7 protein-coding genes are annotated in these 24,218 nt (G+C 72.6%); 6 read left to right on the top strand and 1 reads right to left on the bottom strand.

The window, feature by feature from the left end; all coding sequences use genetic code 11:
• The first annotated feature begins 14 nt into the window (after positions 1 to 14).
• The 5 genes from OQ02_RS15415 (at position 15) to oraE (ending at position 18,199) form a co-directional block, all read left to right on the top strand.
• On the top strand, positions 15 to 1,004 hold the full coding sequence (locus OQ02_RS15415) for a TauD/TfdA family dioxygenase (protein WP_051772352.1): 990 nt from the start codon (positions 15 to 17) through the stop codon (positions 1,002 to 1,004).
• A 90-nt stretch (positions 1,005 to 1,094) separates the two neighbouring features.
• A complete protein-coding gene (locus OQ02_RS15410; RefSeq protein ID WP_033439096.1) occupies positions 1,095 to 7,496 on the top strand; it encodes a non-ribosomal peptide synthetase in 6,402 nt (2,133 codons plus the stop codon).
• Positions 7,493 to 14,653, top strand: coding sequence for a non-ribosomal peptide synthetase (locus tag OQ02_RS15405; RefSeq protein ID WP_033439095.1), 7,161 nt, complete (start codon positions 7,493 to 7,495; stop codon positions 14,651 to 14,653). The genes OQ02_RS15410 and OQ02_RS15405 overlap by 4 nt, the downstream gene beginning before the upstream one ends.
• Before the next feature lie 148 nt (positions 14,654 to 14,801).
• Positions 14,802 to 15,704 (top strand): hypothetical protein, encoded by a 903-nt coding sequence (locus tag OQ02_RS40970; RefSeq protein WP_081915667.1) that lies wholly within the window; start codon positions 14,802 to 14,804, stop codon positions 15,702 to 15,704.
• The gene (gene oraE / locus OQ02_RS15395; protein WP_197043350.1) at positions 15,701 to 18,199 is read left to right on the top strand and encodes a D-ornithine 4,5-aminomutase subunit OraE; all 2,499 of its coding nucleotides are present in this window, start codon (positions 15,701 to 15,703) and stop codon (positions 18,197 to 18,199) included. Before OQ02_RS40970 ends, oraE begins: the two co-directional genes overlap by 4 nt.
• A 147-nt stretch (positions 18,200 to 18,346) precedes the next feature.
• Here oraE and OQ02_RS15390 read toward each other — a convergent pair whose 3' ends face one another.
• Positions 18,347 to 19,657: a serine hydrolase domain-containing protein gene (locus tag OQ02_RS15390; protein WP_033439094.1), complete on the bottom strand. Its 1,311-nt coding sequence runs from the start codon at positions 19,655 to 19,657 to the stop codon at positions 18,347 to 18,349.
• A 268-nt stretch (positions 19,658 to 19,925) separates the two neighbouring features.
• On the opposite strand from OQ02_RS15390, the gene OQ02_RS40965 reads away from it, so the two are divergent.
• A complete protein-coding gene (locus OQ02_RS40965; RefSeq protein ID WP_051772350.1) occupies positions 19,926 to 24,218 on the top strand; it encodes an alpha-L-arabinofuranosidase C-terminal domain-containing protein in 4,293 nt (1,430 codons plus the stop codon).

Below are 24,218 nucleotides of genomic sequence, written 5' to 3'. Positions count from 1 at the left end.
GTCACGCTGACGCCATGACCGCGACCACATCCGCAGCAACGGGCCCGACCCGCACCGGTGAGGGCACGACCCTGCCGTCGGTGCTCACCGCCGACGAGCCCGGAATCCCGGTGACCGACTACCTCTCCCACGCCCGCCCGGTGGTGCGGCAACGACTGCGCGAGCACGGCGCGGTCCTGCTGCGCGGCTTCGACGTCGGCGGTGTCGACGGCTTCGACGGGGTCGTGCGCGCCGTGTCGGGCGCACCGCTGACCTACGCGGAGCGCTCGTCGCCGCGCAGCACCATCAAGGGGCAGATCTACACGTCGACGGACTACCCGCCGGCCGAGGAGATCTTCCTGCACAACGAGAACTCCTACCAGTCGGCCTGGCCGCTGACCTTGTTCTTCCACTGCATGCTCCCCTCGCAGACGCTGGGCGCGACGCCGCTGGCCGACGTGCGCGAGGTGTGCAGGCTGATCGACCCGGCGGTCGTCGCGGACTTCGAGCGCCGCGGGTGGATGGTGGTGCGGAACTTCACCCCCGGTTTCGGCGTGCCGTGGCAGGAGGCGTTCAACACCACCGACCGCGCCGAGGTCACCGCCTACTGCGAGCGGGCCGGGGTCGAGGCCGAGTGGGTGGGCCGTGACGGCCTGCGCACGCGGGCCCGCCGTGCCGCCGTGCACGTCCACCCGGTCACCGGCGAGCGGGTCTGGTTCAACCACCTCACGTTCTGGCACGTGACCACGCTGGCCGCCGAGGTCTGCGAAGGGCTGCGGGAGGTGTTCGACGACATCGACCTGCCCACGAACACCTACTACGGCGACGGCGAAGCGATCCCGGACGACGTGGTGGCGCACCTGCGCGACTGCTACCGGACCGCGCGCACCCGCTTCGACTGGCAGTTCGACGACGTGCTGGTCGTGGACAACATGCTCGCCGCACACGGGCGCGAGCCGTTCACCGGGCCGCGCCGCATCGCCGTGGCGATGGCCGAGCCGTCGACCGGCGAACAGACCCCGTAGAGCGCAGGTCCGGGACGCGGCCCCGTCGGCACGTGGTCCCCAGCGCTGCCCGCACACCCCCAGATCCCCGTCGCGCCCGGGAGGCAATCGATGGACACCAGCCACGGCCACTACCCCTTGTCGTTCGAGCAGGAGCAGATGTGGTTCCTCGACCAGCTGCGGTCCGGTGCCGAGGAGTACCTGCTGCACTGGGCTTTCCGCCTGCGCGGACCGCTGGACGCGGACGCGCTGCGGGCCGCGCTCGGGGAGATCACCGCCCGGCACGAGGTGCTGCGCACCCGCTACGAGTCGGTCGACGGCCGGCCGGTCCAGGTGATCGGCGAACCCGCGCCGGTCGACCTCGCCGTCGTGGACCTCACCGGGTGTGACGCCGGGGAAGCCGAACGGCGGGCGCGCGAGATCGCGGAGGCCGAGGCGCGCACCCCGATCGACCTGGGCGTCACGCCGTGGCGGCTCACGCTCGTGCGGCTCGCCCCGGACGACGCGGTCCTGGTGGTCGTCGTGCACCACATCGCCTTCGACAACACCTCGCTGGGTGTCTTGGCCCATGAGCTTCGGGTGCTCTACGCCGCCGCGGTTGCCGGCGAGCCCGCGCCGCTGGAGCCGCTGCCGCTGCAGTTCGCCGACTTCGCGGAGTGGCAGCGCGAGCGCTGGGACGTGCCGGGGGAGGCGCTGACCCGCCGGCTTGACTACTGGCGGGAACGGCTGACGGGCCTGCCACCGCTCGACCTGCCCGCCGACCGGCCGCGTCCGGCGCGCTGGGACCCGACCGGCGGCACCGCGCACTTCGTCGTGCCCGCACCGCTGGCGGCGCGGCTGGTCGGCATCGGGCGCGCGGCCGGCGCGACGCCGTTCATGGTCTACCTGGCCGCCTTCAACCTCCTGCTGGGCCGCTACTCGGGCAGTGGCGACTTCGGTGTCGGTGTGTCGATGGGCGGACGCGACCAGGCCGAGCTGGAGCAGCTGATCGGGCCGCTGCTGACCACGGTGGTGCTGCGCGCCGACCTGTCCGGCGACCCGACGTTCGCCGAACTGCTCGCCCGCACCCGGGAGACGACGCTGGACGCGTTCGAGCACCGGGACGTGCCGTTCCAACGCCTGGCCGCCGAACTCGCCACCGGGCGCGACCTGTCCCGCAACCCCCTGTTCCAGGTCTCGTTCGTGGTGCACAACGCCCAGGGCGAGCCGCTGAGCCTGCCGGGCGTGCGGGTCGAGCAGGTGACCGGCGCCGCGATGGCCGCGCCGTTCGACCTGTCGCTGCACATGGCGGAGAACGCCGACGGCTCGTGGAACGGCCGGCTGCTGTACCCGACCTCGCTGTTCGACCACGGCCGCGTCGAGCGGATGGGCGTGAACTACCTGGCGCTGCTCGGGCACCTCGCGGCCGAGCCGGACGCGCCGCTGAGCCGGGCGGAGGTCCTGTCCGACGTCGAGCGGCAGCGGCTGCTCGACTGGGCGCGGGGAACCGCCATGACGCCGGACCCGCAGCTGCCCGAGCTGTTCCGCGCGCAGGCGAACCAGACGCCGGACGCGGTCGCCGTGGTGTCCGGCGACTCATCGGTGACCTACGCGGAACTCCTGGACGCGGCGGACCGGCTGGCCGGGTTCCTGCGCGCCAGGGGTGTCGTCGCCGAAACACCGGTCGGCGTGGCCCTGCACCGGGGAACCGACCTGGTGGTGGCGCTGCTCGGCACGCTCATGGCGGGCGGCGTCTACGTGCCCCTCCCGCCCGACCTGCCCTCCGAGCGGCTGGAGTACGTCCTCGCCGACTCCGGTGTCGAGGTGGTGCTCTGCCAGGGTGCGCTGCGCGGGTGGCTGCCACCGGGCACGTCCGCCGTCGCGGTCGACGAGCAGTGGGACGACATCGCCCGCTGCGCGCCGGCGGGCCCGGTGGACGTCGACCCGGCGAACGCGGCCTACGTCATCTACACCTCCGGTTCCACCGGCCGCCCCAAGGGCGTCGTCGTCCCGCACGGCGGCATCCGCAACCGCGTGCTGTGGTCGGTCCGGGAGCACCGGCTGGCTCCCGGCGACCGCGTGCTGCAGAAGACCACCATCGGGTTCGACGCCTCGGTGTGGGAGTTCCTGGCCCCGCTGGTGTGCGGCGCCACGGTGGTCATGGCGCCCGAGGGCGCCCACCGCGACCCGGCCGTGATGGTCCGCGCCGTCGCGGAGCACAAGGTCACCGTGCTCCAGCTCGTCCCGTCGGTGCTCCGGCTGGTCGTGGAGGAACCGCGACTGGCCGACTGCGCCTCGCTGCGCGTGGTGTGCTCGGCGGGCGAACCGCTGCCGGCCGAGCTGGCCGAGCGCCTGCTCGGCGTGGTCGACGTCGAGCTGTACAACACGTACGGGCCGACCGAGTGCTCGATCGACGCCACCGCATGGCCGGTGCGCGGCACGGCGCCGGACGGGGTCGTCCCGATCGGCGCCCCGCTGCCGGACGTCGAGGTGTACGTCGTGGACGCCGACGACCGGCTCGTCCCGGTCGGGGTGCCCGGTGAGCTGTGCGTCGGCGGCGCGGGGCTCGCCCGCGGCTACGCGGGTCGCGGCGACCTCACCGCCGAGCGGTTCACCCCGCACCCCTACGCCGCGGAGCCCGGCGGCCGGTGGTACCGCACCGGTGACCTGGCCCGGTGGCGCGACGACGGGTCGCTGGAGTTCGTCGGCCGCCTGGACGCGCAGGTCAAGGTGCGCGGTGTCCGCGCCGAGCCGGGCGAGGTGGAGGCCGTCCTCCGCACGCACCCGTCGGTCGCCGCGGCCGTCGTCACGAGCACCCGCGCGGACACCGGTGACGTCGAGCTCGTCGGGTACGTCGTCTTCGAGGCCGGTGTGACCGCACCGCTCGACCAGCTCTCCGAACACCTCGCCGCCCACCTGCCCGCCGCGCTGGTCCCGTCCGCGATCGTCGTCCTGGACGCGCTGCCCCTGCTGCCGAACGGCAAGGTCGACCGGTCGGCCCTGCCCGATCCGCGGGAACGGGAGCAGGACCGCGGCAGCGCCGAGCACGTCGCGCCGCGCACCGACACCGAACGGGCCGTCGCGGAGATCATGGGCGGGTTGGTCGGCGTCGAGCGGTTGGGCGTGGACGACGACTTCTTCGCCGTGGGTGGGCACTCGCTGCTCGCGATCCGGCTGATGCACCGGCTGCGCCGCCGGTTCGACGTGGAGCTGACCGTGGACTCGGTGCTCGACGGGCGGACCGTGGCCAAGATCGCCGCCCTGGTCGAGTCCGGCGTCACCGGCGAGCCCGCGATCGTGCCCGTGCCCCGCGTCGGGGCGCTGCCCACCTCGTTCGGCCAGCAGCGGCTCTGGTTCCTGGACCAGCTCGAACCGGGCAGCTCCGAGTACCTCATCCCGCTGGCGTTCCGGCTCGAAGGCCCGTTGGACCCGGCCGCGCTGCACCGCGCCGTGGCACGGGTCGCCGCCCGGCACGAGGTGCTGCGCACCCGCTACACCGGCGAGGGCGGGACACCGCGTCAGATCGTGGACCCGCCGAGCCCGGTCGCGTTCGAGCTGGTCGACCTCGCGGGCGAGGCCGACGCCGACCGGCGCGCCACGGCGATCGTCGAGGCGGCGAACGCCCGGCCGTTCGACCTGGCCCGTGAGCACCCGCTGCGGCTCACCGTCGTGCGCACCGCGCCGGAGCGGCACCTGGTCGCGATCACGTTGCACCACATCGTGTTCGACGCCTGGTCGATGGGCATCTTCCTGCGTGAGCTGAACGCCGCCTGCGCCGAGGACGACCCCACTCCGCCGCCGGTGGTGCAGTACGCCGACTACGCGGCCTGGCAGCGCGACCAGCAGTCCGGGCCGGCCGCCGACCAGCAGCTCGCCTACTGGCGCGACAAGCTCGCCGGCCTCAGCCCGGTCGAGCTGATCACCGACCGGCCCCGGCCCGCGGAACGGGACCCGCACGGCGACAACGTCGTCGTCGAGGTGCCCGACGCCGTCGCCGCGACCCTGCGCGAGCTCGGCGGCCGGACCGGCTCCACCCTGTTCACGGTCCTGCTGGCGGCCTTCGACGTGCTGCTCGGCCGCTACACGGGTCGCACCGACATCGCCGTGGGCACACCGGTCGCGGGCCGCACCCGCCAGGAGACCGAAGACCTCATCGGCTTCTTCGTCAACAACCTGGTGCTGCGCACCGACCTGGGCGGCGACCCGTCGTTCACGGAGCTGGTCGAACGGGTGCGGGGCACCGCGCTGGACGCGTTCGCCAACCAGGACGTGCCGTTCGAGCACCTGGTGGACGCCCTGCGCCCCGGCCGCGACCCGTCGCGCAACCCGCTGGTCCAGGTGATGTTCGAGGTGCAGCACATGTCCGGGCTGCTGCCGCCCACCCTCGCCGGGTGCGCGGCGACCGGGCTGCACAGCGGGGCGCCGGTGTCGAAGTTCGACCTGACGCTGACCGTGAAGGACCTGGCGGACGGGCGGCTGCGCTGCTGGTTCGAGTACGCCACCGCGTTGTTCGACCGCGAGACGATCGAGCGGATCGCCGGCCACTACGTGCGGCTGCTGGAGAGCATCGCGCGGGACCCGCGGGCCCGGATCGGCGAGCTGGACCTGCTCTCCGACGCGGAGCACCGGGCGATCCTGACCGAGTGGCCCGACCCGGACGCCCACCGGCTGGACGAGCTCGACCCGCCCGCCGAACGGCACCTGTCCGTGGCCGAGCTGTTCGAGCGCCGGGCCGCGGGCAGCCCGGACGCCATCGCCGTCGTCTTCGGCGAGCAGGAGATCACCTTCGCCGACCTCAACGCCCGCGCCAACCGGCTCGCGCACCACCTGCGCGCGACGGGCGTCGGCCCGGAGACCGTCGTGGGCTCCTGCCTGGAACGCGGTGTCGAGCCGGTGCTGGTGCTGCTCGCCACGCTCAAGGCGGGCGGCGTGTACGTGCCGCTCGACCCCGGGCACCCGGCCGACCGGCTGGACTTCATGCTCGCCGACGCCGGCGCGCACACCGTCATCACCACGGGCAAGTTCGCCGACCGGCTGAGCCGGGCCGACCGCCGGGTGCTGGTCCTCGACGGCGACGACTGGGCCTCCGGCGTGCCGTCGACCGACCCCGACACCGTCACCCTGCCGGACAACCTCGCCTACATCATCTACACCTCGGGGTCGACCGGCCGCCCCAAGGGCGTGATGATCTCCCACCGCGCCTACGCCCACCACTGCCGGGTGATCTCCGACTACTACGGCATCGGACCGGGCGAGCGGGTCATCCTGCTCTCGGCCCTCACGTTCGACCTGGCGATGGACCAGATGGCCGTCACCCTGGCCGCGGGCGGCACGCTCGTGGTCAGCGACCCGGTCTTCTGGACGCCCGGCGAGCTGCCCGCGAAGCTCGCCCAGCACCGCATCTCGGTCATGGAGATCACCGCGGCGTACTACCGCGAGATGCTCGAGTCCGATGTGGACCTGCTGACGGACATGAAGCTGATGAACGTCGGCGCCGAGGTGGTCACCAACTCCGACGCCCAGCGCTGGGCCGCGACCGGGCTGCCCGGCCGGTTCCTGTGCAACTACGGGCCGACCGAGGCGACCGTCACCTGCATGCTCAACCCGGTCAGCGGCGACCTCGCCGGTGAGCGCGGCACCGCCTCGCTGCACATCGGCCGCCCGATCGCGGGCACCCGCGTGCACGTGCTCGACGCCCAGCTCCGGCCGCTGCCGGTCGGCGCGCCGGGGGAGCTGTGCATCGGCGGCGTCCGCCTGGCCCGCGGCTACCTCGACCGGCCGGAGCTGACCGCCACCCAGTTCGTGCCCGACCCGTTCGGCGACGAACCCGGCGCCCGGCTGTACCGCACCGGAGACCTCGTCCGCTACCGACCGGACGGCAACGTGGAGTTCCTCGGCCGCCTCGACCACCAGGTCAAGATCCGCGGGTTGCGCATCGAGCTGCCCGAGATCGAAGCCGCGCTGGCCAAGCACCCGGACGTGCCCGCCGCGGCCGTGCTGGCCAAGGAGGTGACACCGGGTGACAAGCGGCTCGTCGCGTACCTGGAGTGGGGCCCGGACACCGAACCCGACATCGGGGCGCTGCGCGAGCACCTGCGCGGGATGCTCCCCGAGTACATGGTCCCCGCGGCCTGGATCGTCCTGCCCGCGCTGCCGCTGACGACCAGCAAGAAGGTCGACCGCGCGGCGCTGCCCGACCCGACGCCGGACCAGCTGGGCGGCACCCGCGAGCACGTGCCGCCCCGTGACGCGGTCGAGGAGGTCGTCGCCGAGGTCTGGGCCGACGTCCTCGGCGTGGAGCGGATCGGCGCGCACGACGACTTCTTCGAGCTCGGCGGCCACTCGCTGATGGCCACCCGGGTGCTGGCGCGGCTGCGCGACGCCCTCGCGGTCGAGCTGCCGCTGCGCTCGCTGTTCGAGTCGACGACCGTGGCGGACCTCGCCGCCGTGGTGACCGCGCTGATCGACGCGGAGATCGACGGGATGACCGACAACCAGATGGCCGAGCTGCTCTCCCGAGAAGGTGTGCGATGACCGAAACCCTCGACCGGACCGCCCTCCGCGCCGAGCTGGTGCGGCGCAGGCTGCGCGGCAACGCCGTGACCGCGACCGAGACCCGGATCAACCCGACCCGGCGCGACGTCCCCCTGGCCCTGTCGTCCGCTCAACGCCGCCTGTGGATCCTGGAGCAGCTGCGCACGGGCGGCACCGAGTACCTGATCTCCACGGTGCTGCGCCTGCACGGACCCCTCGACACCGCCGCGCTGCGCGTCGCGCTGGACGGGCTGGTCGCCCGGCACGAGGTGCTGCGCACCCGTTACACCGTCGTCGACGGCGAGCCGACGCAGGTGGTGGACGACCCCGGACCGGTCGCACTGTCCGAAGTGGACCTCAGCGCGCTGGGGGTCGAGGCGGCCGAGGCGCGGTTGGAAGCCTGGACGACGCACGACCGCGAGCCCGTCGACCTGGCCCGCGGACCGGTGCTGGCCGCCACGCTGGCCCGGTTGGCCGACGACGAGCACGTGCTGCTGCTGACCGTGCACCACATCGCCTTCGACGAGTGGTCGGAACAGCTGCTGTGGCGCGAGTTGGACCGGCACTACACCGCCGCGGTCGCGGGCGAGCCGGTCGACCTGGCCCCGCTGCCCGTGCAGTACGCGGACTTCGCCGCGTGGCAGCGCACCGCCACTTCCGGCGCGGCGCTGGAGCGCCAACTCGGCTACTGGCGCGGGAAGCTGGCGGGCGCGACGCCGCTGGAACTGCCCGCCGACCGGCCCCGTCCGCCCGTGCGCGACGTCGCGGGCGACCAGGTCCCGTTCGTGGTGCCGGCCCGTGACGCGCGGGTGGTCACCCGGCTCGCCCGCGAGTACGGCGCGACACCGTTCATGGCACTGCTCGCCGCCTACACCGTGCTGCTGGCCCGCAGCAGCGGCCGGGCCGACGTCACGGTCGGCACCCCGGTCGCGAACCGGGACCGGCCCGAGGTGCAGGACCTGATCGGGATGTTCCTCAACACGCTGGTCCTGCGGGTGGACCTGTCCGGCGACCCGTCGTTCCGCGAAGTCCTCAAGCGGGTCAAGGAGACGGCGCTGGAGGCGTACGCCCACCAGGACATGCCGTTCGAGCGGCTGCTGGAGGAGCTGGACGTCGAGCGCGACCCCGCCAGGACCCCGTTGTTCTCCACCATGTTCCTGTGGGAGGAGGCCGGGGCCGGTCAGCGGCGCCTCGGCGGGCTGCGCACGTCACCGCTGTCGGTGGGGGAGAACACGGCCAAGTTCGACCTGACCGTCGCGGTCGCCGAGCGGGCCGACGGCGCGCTGGCCGGCGCGGTCAACTACGCCACCGCGCTGTTCGACCGCGGCACCGCCGAACGGCTGGCGCAGCGGTTCGTCACCCTGATCGCGGGCATCGCCGGGTCACCGGACACCCCGATCGGCGAACTGCCGGTGCTCCCGCCCGCCGAGCGGCGGCAACTGCTCCAGGAGTGGACCGACACGGCCGCGGCGTACCCGACCGGGACGCTCGCCTCCCTCTTCGAGCAGCAGGTGGCGCGCACGCCCGACGCGCTCGCCCTCTCCTTCGAAGGCGAGCGCGCCACCTACGCCGAGCTGAACGCGCGCGCCAACCGACTCGCCCACCACCTCATCGGCGCGGGCGTCGGACCCGAGTCGATCGTCGGCGTACGCCGTGAACGCGGCGCCGGGCTCGTCGTCGCCCTGTTGGCGGTGCTCAAGGCGGGCGGGGCCTACCTGCCGCTCGATCCCGACTACCCGGCCGACCGCCTCGACTACATGACCGCCGACGCGGGCGCGGCCATCGTGCTCACGGACACCGATCCGCCCCTGCCCGACGACCTGCCCGACCACGACCCCGCCGTCGTCGTGCACCCGGACCACCCGGCGTACGTCATCTACACCTCCGGCTCCACGGGCCGGCCCAAGGGCGTCGTCGTCGCCCACCGCGCCATCGTCAACCGGCTGCACTGGATGCAGGACGCGTACCGGCTGGACGCGACCGACCGGGTGCTGCAGAAGACGCCGCACAGCTTCGACGTGTCGGTGTGGGAGTTCTTCTGGCCGTTGCTGACCGGCGCGGCCCTGGTCGTCGCCCGCCCCGGCGGCCACCGCGACCCGCGCTACCTCGCGGACCTGATCACCGCCGAGCGGATCACCACGCTGCACTTCGTGCCGTCCATGCTCCGGGCGTTCCTCACCGAGCCGTTCACCGCGCTGCCGTCGGTCCGCCGCGTGATCTGCAGCGGCGAGGCATTACCCGCGGATCTGGTCGACGCGGCGCGCGAGCGGATCGGCGGTGAGCTGCACAACCTCTACGGCCCCACCGAGGCCGCGGTGGACGTCACCGCGGCGCGTTGCGAACCCGGTGCGCCGGTGACGATCGGCAGGCCGATCGCGAACACCCGCACGTACGTCGTGGACGAGGCGCTGCGGCCGGTGCCCGTGGGCGTGCCCGGTGAGCTGCTGCTGGGCGGCGTGCAACTGGCCCGCGGCTACCTCGGCCGGCCCGGACTGACCGCGGAGCGGTTCGTCCCCGACCCCTTCGACCCGGCGGGCGGTCAGCGGCTCTACCGCACCGGCGACCTCGTCCGGTACCTGCCGGACGGCAGCATCGACTACCTCGGCCGGCTCGACCACCAGGTCAAGATCCGCGGCCACCGGGTGGAACTGGGCGAAATCGAGGCGGTGCTGCGCGAGCACCCGGACGTGGCCGCAGCCGCCGCCGCGGTGCACGAGGGCACGCTGGTGGGCTACGTCGTCCAGCGGCCGGACGCCGACCTCGACGTTTCCGCTGTCGGCTCGTTCCTGGGCGGCAGGCTGCCCGCGGTCATGGTCCCGGGCGCCTGGGTGGTCCTGGACGCGCTGCCGCTCACCGCGAGCGGCAAGACCGACCGCTCCGCCCTGCCGGCGCCCGACCGGACCCGTGCCGCGGGCGAGTACACCGCGCCCCGCACCGACACCGAGCGCGCTGTCGTGGACGCGCTGGCCGCCGCTCTCGGCGTGACGCGGATCGGCGTGCACGACCGGTTCTTCGACCTCGGCGGCGACTCGATCCGCGCCATCCGCGCCATCGGCTCACTGCGGGCCGACGGGCTGGACCTGTCGGTCCAGGACGTCTTCACCCACCAGACCGCGGCCGAACTCGCCACGCTGGCGGGCCACTCGGCCACCGCGGCGCGCGACGTGCTCGTCGAGCCGTTCGAGCTGATCAGCCCCGCCGACCGCGAACGCCTCCCGGCCGGCCTCGCCGACGCCTACCCGCTGGGCCAGGTGCAGGCGGGCATGGTCTACGAAATGCTGGCCGGCGGCGAACACACGGCGTACCAGAACGTCACGAGCTTCCACATCGCCGACGACGGCCCGTTCTCGCTTGCCGCGCTGCGCGAAGCGGGACGGCTGCTGGTCGAGCGGCACGACGTGCTGCGGACGACCTTCGACGTGACCACCTTCAGCGAGCCGATGCAGCTCGTCCAGCGCACCGCGGACGCCGACATCGGGTTCGACGACCTGCGCGGACTCCCCGAGGACGAGCAGAAGGCGGTCATCGCGGACTACCGCGCCACCATGGGTTCCACGCCGCTGGACGTGCGCCGCGCACCGCAGCTCCGGTGGCACGTGCACCGCACCGGCGAGCGGGCGTGGGTGCTCACCCACACCGAGTGCCACGCCATCCTCGACGGCTGGAGCCACCACTCGCTGATCGCCGAGCTGCGCACTACATACCGGGCGGTGCGCGACGGCGAGGTCGACTCCCTGCCCGACGCGCCCGGCGCCCGCTACGCCGACTTCGTGGCGTTGGAGAAGCGTTCGCTGGCCTCCCCGGCGGACCGGGAGTACTGGAGGGATCGCGTCCAGGGCCACGACCGGCTCGCGCTGCCCGCCGACACCGCCCCCGCCGGCTACGGCGCGGTCGAGGAGCTGCGGGTGCGCTGGCGGCACCTGGAGCCCGCGCTGCGCGAGCTCGTCGCGGACACCCGGACCTCCCTCAAGACCGTGCTGCACACCGCGCACCTGGCGATGCTGGGCGCCATCACCGGCCAGCGCCGCTTCTACAGCGGGCTGGTGTGCAACGGCCGCGCCGAACTGCCGCGCGGCGACGAGGTGGTCGGGATGCACCTCAACACGCTGCCGTTCGCGGTGGACCTGCGCGCCCCGAGCTGGCGGGACCTGCTGCGGGAGGTGTTCGCCGAGGAGCTGGGGCTGTGGCCGCACCGGCGCTACCCGCTGTCGGCCATCCAGCGCGAGTGGGGCCGCGACACGTCGCTGATCACCGCGATCTTCTCCTACCTCGACTTCCACGTGCTCGACGAGCAGCAGGACGTCTTCGGCGACATCACCGACGACAGCCCCAACGAGTTCACCCTGACCGTGGTCACCTTCCCCGGCGAGCTGCGCCTGGAGGCGCGGGCCGGCTGGGCCACCCGGGAGCGGCTGGAGGCGATGGGCGCGACCTTCCTGCACGCGCTGGAGGCGATGATCGCCGACGGTGGCGCCAACCCCGTCGACCTGGGTTCGACCCCGGTGGACCGGCACACCGCGGAGCTGCGTCCGGACTCCGCGCTGCCGGAGGCGTGCATCACCGACCTGGTCGCCGAGCAGGTGGCGTCGCGGCCGGACGCCGTGGCGGTGGAGTGCGGCGAGTCGAGCCTCACCTACCGGGAGCTGGACGCCCGCGCCAACCAGCTGGCGTGGTTGCTGCGCGAGCACGGCGTCGGCCCCGACACCCCGGTCGCGGTCTGCCTCGACCACGGCCTCGACGTGGTCACCACCCTCCTCGGCGTGCTGAAGGCGGGCGGGTGCTACCTGCCGCTGGAGCCGAAGCACCCGGACCGCCGCATCGCCCTCACCCTCGACGACGCGGACGTCGGGGTGGTGCTGACCCGACCGGGCCTCGCCCACCGCTTCCAGGGCCGACCCGGTGCCACCGTGCTGGAAGTGGACCCGACCTGGTCCCTGGTGGCGGATCGGCCGACCACCGCGCCCGACGTGCCGCTGTCGCCCGACAACCTCGCCTACATCAACTTCACCTCAGGGTCTACCGGGACGCCCAAGGGGGTGCTGACGACGCACCGAGGGGTGGTGCGGCTGGTGAGCGACCCGAACTACACCCGGCTCGACGCCGACCAGGTGCTGCTCCTGTACGGCACGCTCGCGTTCGACGCGGCCACCCTGGAGCTGTGGGGCGCGCTGTGCACCGGCGCACGGGTCGCGGTCTGCGCGTCACCGGAGCCCACGGCGGCCGAACTCGAACAGGTGCTGGTCGACCACGGGGTGACCGTGCTGTGGATGACCTCCGGGCTGTTCAACACCCTGGTCGACGTGCGGCCGGAGGCCCTGTCCGGCCTGCGGCACCTGCTGGTCGGCGGTGAGGCGCTGTCGCCGCCGCACGTGCGCAAGGCGCTCGAACTCGGCGTCCCGGTCGGCAACGGCTACGGCCCGACGGAAGCGACCGTCTTCACCAGCGTGCACCGCCGGATCTCGCCGGTGGAGACCGCGGGCCCCATCCCGATCGGTCTGCCCGTCCAGCACACGGACGTGGTGGTCGTCGACCACGACCTGAACCCCGCCCCCTTCGGCGTGCCGGGCGAGCTGCTGGTCGGCGGCGCCGGTCTGGCCCGCGGCTACCAGGGCCGTCCCGACCTGACGGCGGAGCGCTTCGTGCCCGACCCGACCGGCCGCCGGCCGGGGGCGAGGCTGTACCGCACGGGTGACATCGTCCGCCAGGACCCCGACCACACCCTGCACTACGTCGGCCGGCTCGACCACCAGGTCAAGGTCCGCGGCTTCCGGGTGGAGCTGGGGGAGGTGGAGGCGGCGATCCGGGAGCTGCCCGGTGTCCGCGACGCCGCCGCGTCCGCCCACCGCGGCACGGACGGCGTCACCCACCTCGTCGGGCACGTGGTCCTCGACGACGACGCACCGGACGACGCACCTGACGACGTCACGTCGCTCGGCGACCTCCTGCGCGCACGGGTGCCGGACTTCCTGGTGCCGAGCCTGTGGACGCGGTTGGCGGCGCTACCGCTCAACCGCAGCGGCAAGGTGGACCGGGCGGCGCTGCCGTCGCCCACGTCGACGGCGACCACCCCGAACCGGGTGTTCAAGGCGCCCCGCACGCAGGCGGAGCGGACGGTGGCCCAGCTGTGGGCCGAGGTGTTCGACCTGCCGAGGGTGGCCCGGGACGACGACTTCTTCGCCCTGGGCGGGCACTCCCTGCTGATCCTGCGGATCATCGCGATGCTCCAGGAGCGGCACGGGATCGAGGTGACCGTGCGGTCGTTCCTCGAACACCGCACCGTCGAAGCCCTCGCCCAGGCGATCGACACCGGCGACCTGCCGACCAAGGCGCTGCTCTGGCTGAACCGCAAGGGCGGTCAGGTGCCGCTGGTCTGCATCCACCCCGGTGGCGGCAGCGCCCACTGGTACGAGCGGTTGACCGCGAAGCTGGACCCGGACCTGCCCGTCATCGCGTTCGAGTGGCCGGGACGGCTGCGCGACCGGGGTGGTGTGCCCACCACCGAGGAGATGGCCGCCCGCTACATCGCGGAACTGCGGGAAGCGCTGCCGAACGGCCCCTACCGGATCTTCAGCTGGTGCGGCGGCAGCGGCGTGGCGAGCGAGGTGGCGCACCAGCTGCTCGCCGCGGGCGAGGACGTCACGTTCATGCTGCTCGACCCGGCGCAGGACGCCTGGGACAAGTCCCACCTGTGGGACGAGTTCCGGCTGATCCAGGAGTGCGTCGCCAACCTGGAGGCGCTGGCCGCCGCACCGTCCGAAGAGGACACCTCGGCGCTGCGGGAGAAGACCCTCGCGCTGCTCGACCACCTGGTGGACGACGTCGTGGGCGATGTCGGCATCACCCTCCCCGAGCACGGCCCCGGCATGTGGCTGCCGGCCGCCCGGATGTGGGACGAGGTCATGGAGATGGTGCTGGGCTACCGGCACCGCCGCTACCCCGCTCGGCTGCACCTGATCGTCGGCGACGAGCTAGCCGAGGGCGAGCACGAGGCCGTCGACGCCGAGCAGAGCTACGCCCAGTACCTGGCGCGCTGGGAGGAGCTGGCCGACGACCTCGTGGTGCACCGCACGACCGGTGACCACTTCTCGGTCATCAAGGAGCACGTGGCCCAACTCGCCGGGATCGTCACCGACGTGATCAACGGCGACCGGGGCTGACCGACGGCACCCACCCACCGACACCGGTCCCGCTGCCCGGCGGACCGGTGTCGGGCGGTCCCGTGCGGCCTCATGGCGGACCACCTCGTCCCGGTGACCCCGACGACCGTCCGCCGCCGCACCCCACCCACCCGAACGAGGAGACGACATGACAGTGATCGAGTCACCGCCGCACACCCCGCTCGCGGTCGAGACGGCCGTCGAGGCGGCGGCCGAGGTCGGCCTGACCGGCGTCGAGCACGCCGCGGTGCTGCAGGGCAACGGCAACGTGATCGCCGTGATCGAGCTGGCGGGCCAGGACCAGCACCCCCGGGAGGTCCTGACCTCGGCGGCGGTCGCCGTCGCCACCGCCGTGCGCTCGGTGCGCGTGGACGGGGTGCTGTTCTTCTACCCCCGGCACCCGGACGGGCTGCGGATGGTGTTCCACGACCGCGACGGCACGTGGGAGGCCATGTGCGGCAACGGTTTGCGCTGCCTCGCCCGGTACGCCGCCGACCGCGGCCTGATCGCCGGCAGCGGTGTCGTCGTGACCGACGACGGCGAGAAGGTCGTCCGCGTGGACGGCGAGGACGTCGAGGTGGTCCTCGGCGCGCAGCGCCAGGTGCGCCGACTCGCGCCCGACCGCTGGTTCGCCTACAACGGCGTCGCACACCTGGTCGTCTTCGTCGGTTCCGACGAGCTGGGCCGCATCGACGTGCCGGCCGAGGGCGCCAGGCTCCGCTACGACGCGGCGCTGTGCACCGAGCTGGGCCACCCCCACGGGGTGCACGTGAACTTCGCCGCCGTCGAACCCGGCGGCCTGGCGGTGCGCACCTACGAGGTCGGCGTCGAGGACGAGACGTCGTGCTGCGGCACGGGTGTGACCGCCAGCGCCGCGCTCGCCGCGCTCTCGGGGCGCGTCCGGCTCCCCGTCGCGGTGCGCACCCCCGGCGGTCTGCTCCGGGTCTCCCGCCAGGGCCAGGACCTGACCCTGGCCGGCCCCACCGGTTACCTCGCGGGCCACCCCCGCGCCCTGGACCTGATCGAAGCGAACCTGGAGGCGAGGGTATGACCACCCAGCGAGCGGAAGAGCGACTGGCGGAACTCGCCACCCTGCCCCTGACCGGTCTGCGCGACCGGTTTTGGGAGCTGACCCACGAGCTGGTCGGACCCCTCGTCCGGCTGGCCGAGGAGCACACCACCCCGTCGATCGAACGCTCCGTCCTGCTCCGCATGGGGCTGGACTCCGTGCAGGCCGGGGAACTGGTGGACCTGGCGGTCCGCGAGGGCTGGCTCGGTGACGGCGTCGGCAAGGTGCTGCGCGACCACGCGGACAAGAACGGCATCTCCCTGTCCGCCGCGCTCGCCGAGCTGATGAACCGCGCCGAGCCCGCCGCGCCCCCGCCGCCCGAGGCCCTCACCCCGATCACCCTGCGTCCCGAGGAGCCGCTGCCCGTCGACGAGATCCTGCGCGGCCTCGACGCCTACCGGCCCCGGCGGCGGGGGTGGACCTGGCGCGTGCCCGCGACCGGCGACCAGGAGCCGTTCCGGTACCGGCAGACCAGCGCCCCGATCGCGGGCGCGCCGCTCCAGGCGGCGGAGTACTTCGGCGGCGCCGACCCGCAGCCGGACTGCGTCATCACCGCCGAGATCGCTTCCGGCCGCTTCGAGGACGACCTGCGGCGGATGAGGATGGCGGCCTGGCACGGCGCCGACCACATCATGGTCATCCGCACGCTCGGCCAGAGCCACATGGACGGGCTGGTCGAGGGCACCCCGGAAGGTGTCGGCGGGGTGCCGATCACCCGCAAGCAGCTCCGCGCGACCCGCCGCGCCCTCGACCTGATCGAGGACGAGGTGGGGCGCCCGGTCACCCTGCACTCGTACGTCAGCGGGCTGGCGGGCAGCGAGATGGCCGTCGTCTTCGTGGAGGAGGGCGTCGGCGGCGCGCACCAGGACTGCCAGTACAACATCCTGTACCGCAACGTGAACCCGGTGCGGTCCGTGGTGGACGCGTTCGAGGCCAAGCGGGTGCTCGCGCTGGGCGGCATCCTCCAGGTCGACGGCGCGCACAACGCGAACTCCACGGCGCTGCAAGCGTGGAACGTCCGGCCCGAACTGCTCGTGCAGCACGCGCTCAACTGCGCCATGTCCGAGCTGGCCGGCATGGCCCGCGACCGGATCGCGCTGTCCACCGTGCCCCCGACCGCGCCGCCCGCGCCGAAGCTCGCCATCGACCTGCCCTACGCGGTGGCGGTGCGCTACCTGTTCGACGGCTTCCGGTTCCGCGCGCAGCAGAACACCCGCTACAGCACGACGAACCTGCACGAGGCCACCGTCCTGCACGTGCTCGACACCCTGGTGTCCCGCCTCACCAGCGCCGACATCCAGAGCACCATCGCGCCCGACGAGGCCCGCCACGTCCCGTGGCACTTCTCGTCGGTGCAGGCCGTGGCCGCCACCAAGCAGACCCTGCTCGGCCTGGACGGGCTGTCCGACCTGGTCCGCGTGGACGAGGACGCGGTCTCCCCGCACGTGCGGGACCTCGTCTCCCGCGCCGTGCTGATGCTGGAGGACATGATCAGCGCGGGCGGCTACTTCGACTCCCTGGCCGCGGGCTTCTTCGTCGACAACGGGCTCTACCCCGAGCGGGACGGCGACGGCATCCGCCGCGCGGTGGACGGCGGTGTCGGCGCGAACACGGTGGTGCGGCGGTCGATGACCTACGCGGCACCGGTGTGCGGCCACTTCGGCAAGGGCGCCGAGCCCTGCGCCGGGTGCACGCTGTGCGACGACTCGATGGTCGGCTACATCGACGAACTCGACGAACTCGACAACGTCGAACGCCGCCGCCAGGCCGTCCGCGCCACCGAGCGGGTGCGCCCGGAAGCCGAGCACCACGACGACGGCCTGGTCACCGTCTCGCTGTTCCTGCCGCTGTCGGAGGCCCGTGGCGACGTGGCCGTGCTGCGCATGGCCGAGCGGATGAACCTCGCCGACGCGCGGGTGGTGGACAAGGTCGTGCTCCACCCGGCGGAGGGCGTGCAGTACGAGGTCGTCGGCCGCGTGACCGAGGGCATCGACGTCACCGACATCCCGGAGGCCGACACGAGCACGGCGCAGATCAGCGCGCAGGACGTCCGCGCCGGTCTCGTCCCGCGCCGGCTGCACGTCGTCGGCGCGACCCTCGGCAACGACGAGCACTCCATCGGCCTCCAGGAGGTCACCAACATCAAGCACCAGGGCCTGGAGTGGTTCGGCGTCACGTGCCTCAACATCGGCTGCTCGGTGTCGGTGGACCGGCTCCTCGACGAGGCGGTCGCCCGGAACGCCCGTGCCGTCCTGGCGAGCCTGATCGTCTCGCACCGGGGGGTGCACGAGCAGGCGATGCGGGCACTGCACGAGACCGCCGTGGAGAAGGGCGTGCGCGACCGGCTGCTGATCATCGCGGGAGGCCCGCAGGTCACCCCGGAACTCGCCCGCTCCTGCGGTCTGGACGCGGGTTTCGGCCGGGGGACGAAGGGCCTCGACGTGGCGCGGTTCCTCCTCGCGGAACTGGACCGCTGACCCGTCCGCAGGGCCGGCCACCCGTGCCGCGGCCCCGACGACCGGAGCCCGAGCCGGGATCACGGACCAGACCACGTCCGTGATCCCGGCTCGGGCGGTCGCACCGCGGAACGACCAGCCGGCGAGCCGCGTCGTCGTCGGTGACCGTCAGGCGATCCGGTAGGCGGCGGCGCCGTTGTGCAGGAAGCGGGCGCGGCCCTGCTCGTCGGAGCCGATCAGGGACAGGACCTGGTGGCCGTGGGACTTCGGTTCGGCGGTGATGACCGAGTCGGCGCCGTGGCGGACGACCTCGACGCGGTCCTCGGACCCGCCGAGGAACGACTCGGCGATGGCGTTGCGCGGGCGGTAGGTGAGGAACGCGCGGCCGTTCTCGCTGGTGAGGGTGATGCCGTACAGGGTGGAGCGGTAAGTGCCGCACATGCGGTCCGCGTCGATCCCGGTCGGGTTCGAGGGCGGCACGGGCAGTGGTGCCGTCTCGACGCCGGCGAGGTCCCCGAGTGCCGCGCCGAAGACGTCGTAGGCCAGTGGCTCGCCCTCCGCGCTGTTGGTCAGCACGGCCACCGCCACACCTGCCGACGGGACGACGCGGAGGAACGCCTTCTGCCCCTTGGCGACACCGGTGTGTCCGACGACGCCGTCCTGGTAGAGCATCCAGCCGAGTCCCCAGCCGATGACGCCGCCGCCGAAGTCCGGGACGGAGTCGACCTGGGGTTCGCGCAGCGCCGCCAGCGCGGGGTCGGTGAGGTGCAGGCGGACGAACTCCAGCAGGTCGCGGGCGCTGATCGCGAGGTGCGAGCCGCTGGGCGCGGAGTAGTAGGAAACCGCCCACGCCTGCACCGGAACGACCTCTCCACCGGTCCGGGTGTGGCCGACCGCGGCGCGGTGCAGGATCGCCTCATAGGGGTCGGTGGCGGCGGTGCGCAGGCCCAGCGGTGTCACCAGGCGTTCGCGGAGCACGTCGTGGAAGGGCTTGTCGCGCAACACCTCCACCAGCCTGCCGAGCACCACGTACCCGCTGTTGGAGTACGAGAAGACGGTGCCGGGCGGGAGGAGGTGGTCCGCCTCGGCGAGGGTGGCGACGAACTTCCCGATCGCGTCGTCGTTGCGACCGGTGTCGGTGAAGTGGTTGCCGTCGACGCCGCCGGTGTGGGTGAGCAGGTGGCGGGCGGTCAGGGACTCGGTGGCGTCCGGGTCGCGCAGCCGGAAGCCGGGCAGGTAATCGCGGACGGGGCGGTCGAGGTCGAGCACGCCGTCGTCGACCAGTTGCCGGACCAGCGTGGCCGTCCAGACCTTGGTGATCGATCCGATCTTGAACACCGAGTCGGTGGTGGCCTCGACCCGCGTGCGCAGGCTCAGCACGCCCGCGGCCTCGTCCCGGATCCCACCGTCGGCCAGCACGGCGACCTGCGCGCCCGGTACGTCGTGCTTCGCCACGAGTTCGCCCAGATCCCACCCCATCCCGCCAGGCTAGTGCCGGGCGCGGTCACCCGGCCGCCGGCTACCGTCGCCACCTCATGTGTGAGCGTTCACTACAGCCTGCACCCAGTCCAGCGCGGTGTCCACCCCTTCGAAACCATCCCTTGACGGTCGGAACTGTTAACGCTCACAATCCCCCGTGGTAAACGCTGGCATTTCCTACGGCGGTGGAACTCAGAGTGGAGCACCCCTCATGACGACGGCGCAGCGGTCGGTTGGAAGACCGGGCAGACGGTGGATCAGCGCCTTGATGGCCGCGGCTCTGCCGGTCACCCTCGGGGTCGCGCTGTCCGCGGCGACCGCCCCCAGCGCGGGGGCGGTCGAAGGCGAGACGTGGACGGACGACTTCGCCTCGACGACGCTCCGGCCGGAGTGGGAGGTCGTCAACGAGGACGCGGGCGGCTGGTCCCTCCTCGACGGATCGCTGCGGGTCACCGGCCAGACCGGTGACACCTACCAGGCGGTCAACACGGCGCGGAACGTGTTCATGGTCGACGTTCCGGCGGGCGACTTCACCGCCGAGGTGACCGTGCGGGCCCAGGTCGCCAAGACCTACCAGGGCGCCGGGTTGATCGCCTGGCAGGACATGGACAACTACGTCCGCTCGGGCCTGACCTTCGTCGGCACCCTGGCGGCGTCCGGCATCGCGATCGAGAACGACGTCGAGACCGGCGCCGTGTTCCGCGCCGAGCGGTACGTCGACCGGCCGGGCTCGACCGGCGAGACGCTGCAGCTCCAGCGGGTCGGCGACACCATCACCACCCGGTACGAGGACGCCTCCGGCGTGTGGGTGGACGCCTCGGCGGTCACCGTCGGGTTCCAGACAACCCAGGTCGGCCTCTACGCCTTCGGTGCGCTCGACGGCACGACGCTCGACGCCGCGTTCGACGACTTCCGGGTCACCGCGGCCGAAGGCCGGGACATCCAGCCCGGCGGCACGTTCTCGATCAAGGGCGCCGCGTCCGGCCACCTGGTCGAGACCGAGGCCGGACTGGCCCTCTCACCCGAGCCGCCGCTGTCCACCCTGGCCTTCACCGCCTCCGCCCAGCCCGACGGCGCGGTCCACCTGCGCACCGCCGAGGGCGACCGCCCGGTCGTCGTCGCGGACGGCCACCTCGCGCTCGGCCAGACCGGCGCCGCGGCCTCACCCGTGCGGCTGACCGACGCCGCCGGCGGCGAGCTCTTCCTCCGCGACGCCGAGGGCACCGCCTACGCGGGCGGCACGAACCCGCTGGTGTTCGGCGACAAGGCCTCCGCCGTCCGCTTCAAGCTGGCCCAGGTCAGCACGTCCGACGCCGAGCTGGCCATCGACGGCGACGCCGCCGCCGCGCAGATCAGCGACACGATGTTCGGCATCTTCTACGAGGACATCAACTACGCGGCCGACGGCGGCCTCTACGCCGAGCTGGTGCGCAACCGGTCGTTCGAGTTCAACACCTCGGACAACGCGGGCTTCACCGGCATGACCGCCTGGGAGGTCGTCAACGGCGGCGGCACGGCGCCGCAAGCGCTCGTCGTCAACGACGACACCCGGCTCAACGCTTTGAACCGCAACCACTTCCGGCTGGTCGCCGACGGTCCCGGTGACGGGCTGCGCAACATCGGCTACAACCGCGGCTTCGCGGTCAAGGCGGGCGCGGCGTACGACGCCTCGGTGTGGGCGCGGACGACGACCGCCCAGGCCTTGGCGGTCCGGCTGGTCAGCGCCGACGGCTCCGTCACCTACGCCGAGGGTTCCGTCGCCGTCGACGGCTCGGACACCTGGAAGCAGTACCCGGTGACGCTCACCGCCACCGCAACGACCGACGCCGCACGCCTCGTCGTGACGGCGGGCGCGGCCTCGGTGGTCGGCCTCGACATGATCTCGCTCATGCCGCAGGACCGCTGGGTCGGCCAGGTGAACGGCAAGTCGGTCCTGCGCAAGGACCTGGCCGAGAAGATCGCCGCGATGAAGCCGACGTTCCTGCGCTTCCCCGGCGGCTGCGTCACCAACGTCGGCACGTTCCGCACCTACGAGGAGAGCGGCTACACCGACCGTCGCCGCACCTACCAGTGGAAGGAGACCATCGGCGCGGTCGAGGAGCGGCCGACCAACTGGAACTTCTGGGGCTACAACCAGACCTACGGCATCGGCTACCTCGAGTACTTCAAGTTCGCCGAGGACCTGGGCGCCGAGCCGCTGCCCGTGGTGTCGGTCGGCGCGAACGGCTGCGGCAGCACGATCCCCGAGATGAAGGACCCGGCGATGATCGCCCGCTGGGTGGACGACACCGTCGACCTCATCGAGTTCGCCAACGGCGACGTCACCACCGAGTGGGGCGCCAAGCGGGCCGCGCTCGGCCACCCGGAGCCGTTCGGGCTGGAGATGATCGGCCTGGGCAACGAGGAGAACACCACGACCTTCGAGGCGAACTTCCCGGCCTTCCGGGACGCCATCAAGGCGCGCTACCCGGAGATCACCATCATCTCCAACTCCGGCCCGGACGACGCCGGCGCGCGGTTCGACACCCTGTGGGACTACAACCGCCGGCAGAACGTCGACATGGTCGACGAGCACTACTACAACGACCCCGACTGGTTCCTGCTGAACAACCACCGCTACGACACCTACGACCGCAACGGCCCGAAGGTGTTCCTGGGCGAGTACGCCTCGCGCGGCAACACGTTCCGCAACGCCCTGGTCGAAGCGTCGTACATGACGGGCTTGCAGCGGAACGCCGACGTGGTCCGGTTGGCGTCCTACGCGCCGCTGCTGTCCAACGAGTCGCACGTGCAGTGGAACCCGGACGCCATCTGGTTCGACAACGACGAGTCCTGGAACACCCCCAACTGGGAGGTGCAGAAGATGTTCGGCGACAACGTCGGTGACGAGGTCGTGCCGAGCACCTTCACCGGCTCGGTCAACCAGTCGGTCGTCGACGGCGGCATCTTCCTGTCCACCTGGAACACCGCCGCCGCCTACGACAACGTCCGGGTGACGTCCAACGCCGACGGCGAGACGCTGTTCTCGGACGACTTCGCCAACGGCGACCAGTGGAACCCGACCGCCGGCAGCTGGGCCGTCTCCGACGGGCAGTACGTGCAGTCGTCCGCGACGACCACGGACGCGCGCAGCATCATCGACGACGCGTACGCGAAGAACTGGACGAACTACACGCTGGAACTCGACGCCAAGAAGACCTCCGGCGCGGAGGGCTTCCTCATCGGGTTCGGCGCCAAGGACACCAACGACTTCTACTGGTGGAACCTCGGCGGCTGGAACAACACCCGGTCGGTGCTCCAGAAGGCCTCCGGCGGCAGCGCGGTCGAGGTGAAGTCCGTCGAGGGCCACAGCGTGGCCACCGGCACGACCTACCGCGTGAAGGTCGTCGTCGCGGGCAACACCATCTCGCTGTACCTCAACGGCGAGCTCCAGATGACCTACGAGTCCGGCGCGGACGAGAAGCTGTTCCAGGTCGTCACGCGGGACAAGGCGAGCGGCGACGTGGTGGCCAAGGTCGTCAACACCTCGACCGAGACCGTCCGCACGCGCGTCACCGTCTCGGACGCGGGCGTGCTGCCCGACGGCGAGGTCACCCAGATGACCGGCGCGCCCGGCGACACCAACACCAAGGCCGACCCGACCAGGGTGGTGCCGACGACCCGGCAGATCAGCGGGCTGTCGAACGACTTCGGCTACGACTTCCCCGCGCACTCGATCACGTTCCTGCGGATGCGCACGACGGACGGCGTCGCCCCGGTCGTCGACGACGTGACGTTGCAGGGCACGACGGTCGACGGCTGGTACGGCAACCCGGTCACCGTGTCGGCGACCGCCACCGACGACCGTCGGCTCGACCGGATCGAGTTCCGCGTCGACGGCGGCGCGTGGCTGCCGGAGGCCGACGCCTCCGTGCAGGTCAGCGGCGACGGCCGGCACACCGTGGAGGTCCGTGCGGTGGACGCCTCGGGCAACGTCGGTGTGGTCCGTCCGGTGACGTTCAGCATCGACAGCGCGGCGCCGGTCTCCAACGCCACGGTGGACGGCGCCGCGCGTTCGGTGGCGGTCCGCGCCGCGGACTCCGGAGTCGGGGTCGACCGGATCGAGACCAAGGTCGGCACGGCCGACTGGCAGCGCTACACGGCGCCGGTCGTGGTCGGCGACGCCGAGACCGCGGTGCAGTTCCGCGCGGTCGACCGGCTGGGCAACGTCGAGGCGCCCGGGACCGTCGTGGTGCCGGCGAAGCAGGCGCAGCTGAAGTCGACCACGACGACGGTGACGCCGTCGAAGCCGAGGGTCGAGCAGGGCACCTCCCTCCCGCTGACCGTGAAGGTCGGCAGCACATCCGGCGGCACGACGCCGACCGGCGAGATTCGAATCCTGGAGTCGTCCGTGCCCCTGGCATCAGCGACCTTGACCAACGGAACCGCCACGGTGTCGCTCGACACCAGCGGCCTGAGCGTCGGTGACCACACCCTCGTCGTGCGCTACGCCGGCGACGGCGGGCACAGCGCCTCGCAGACCAGCGTGGTCGTGCGGATCACCAAGCCGAGGAGAGGGTGA

Source organism: Saccharothrix sp. NRRL B-16314 (genome assembly GCF_000716595.1).
GTDB lineage: Bacteria > Actinomycetota > Actinomycetes > Mycobacteriales > Pseudonocardiaceae > Actinosynnema.
Note: the sequence above shows the minus strand (reverse complement) of the source record. Positions and strands in the feature narration are given on the sequence as shown.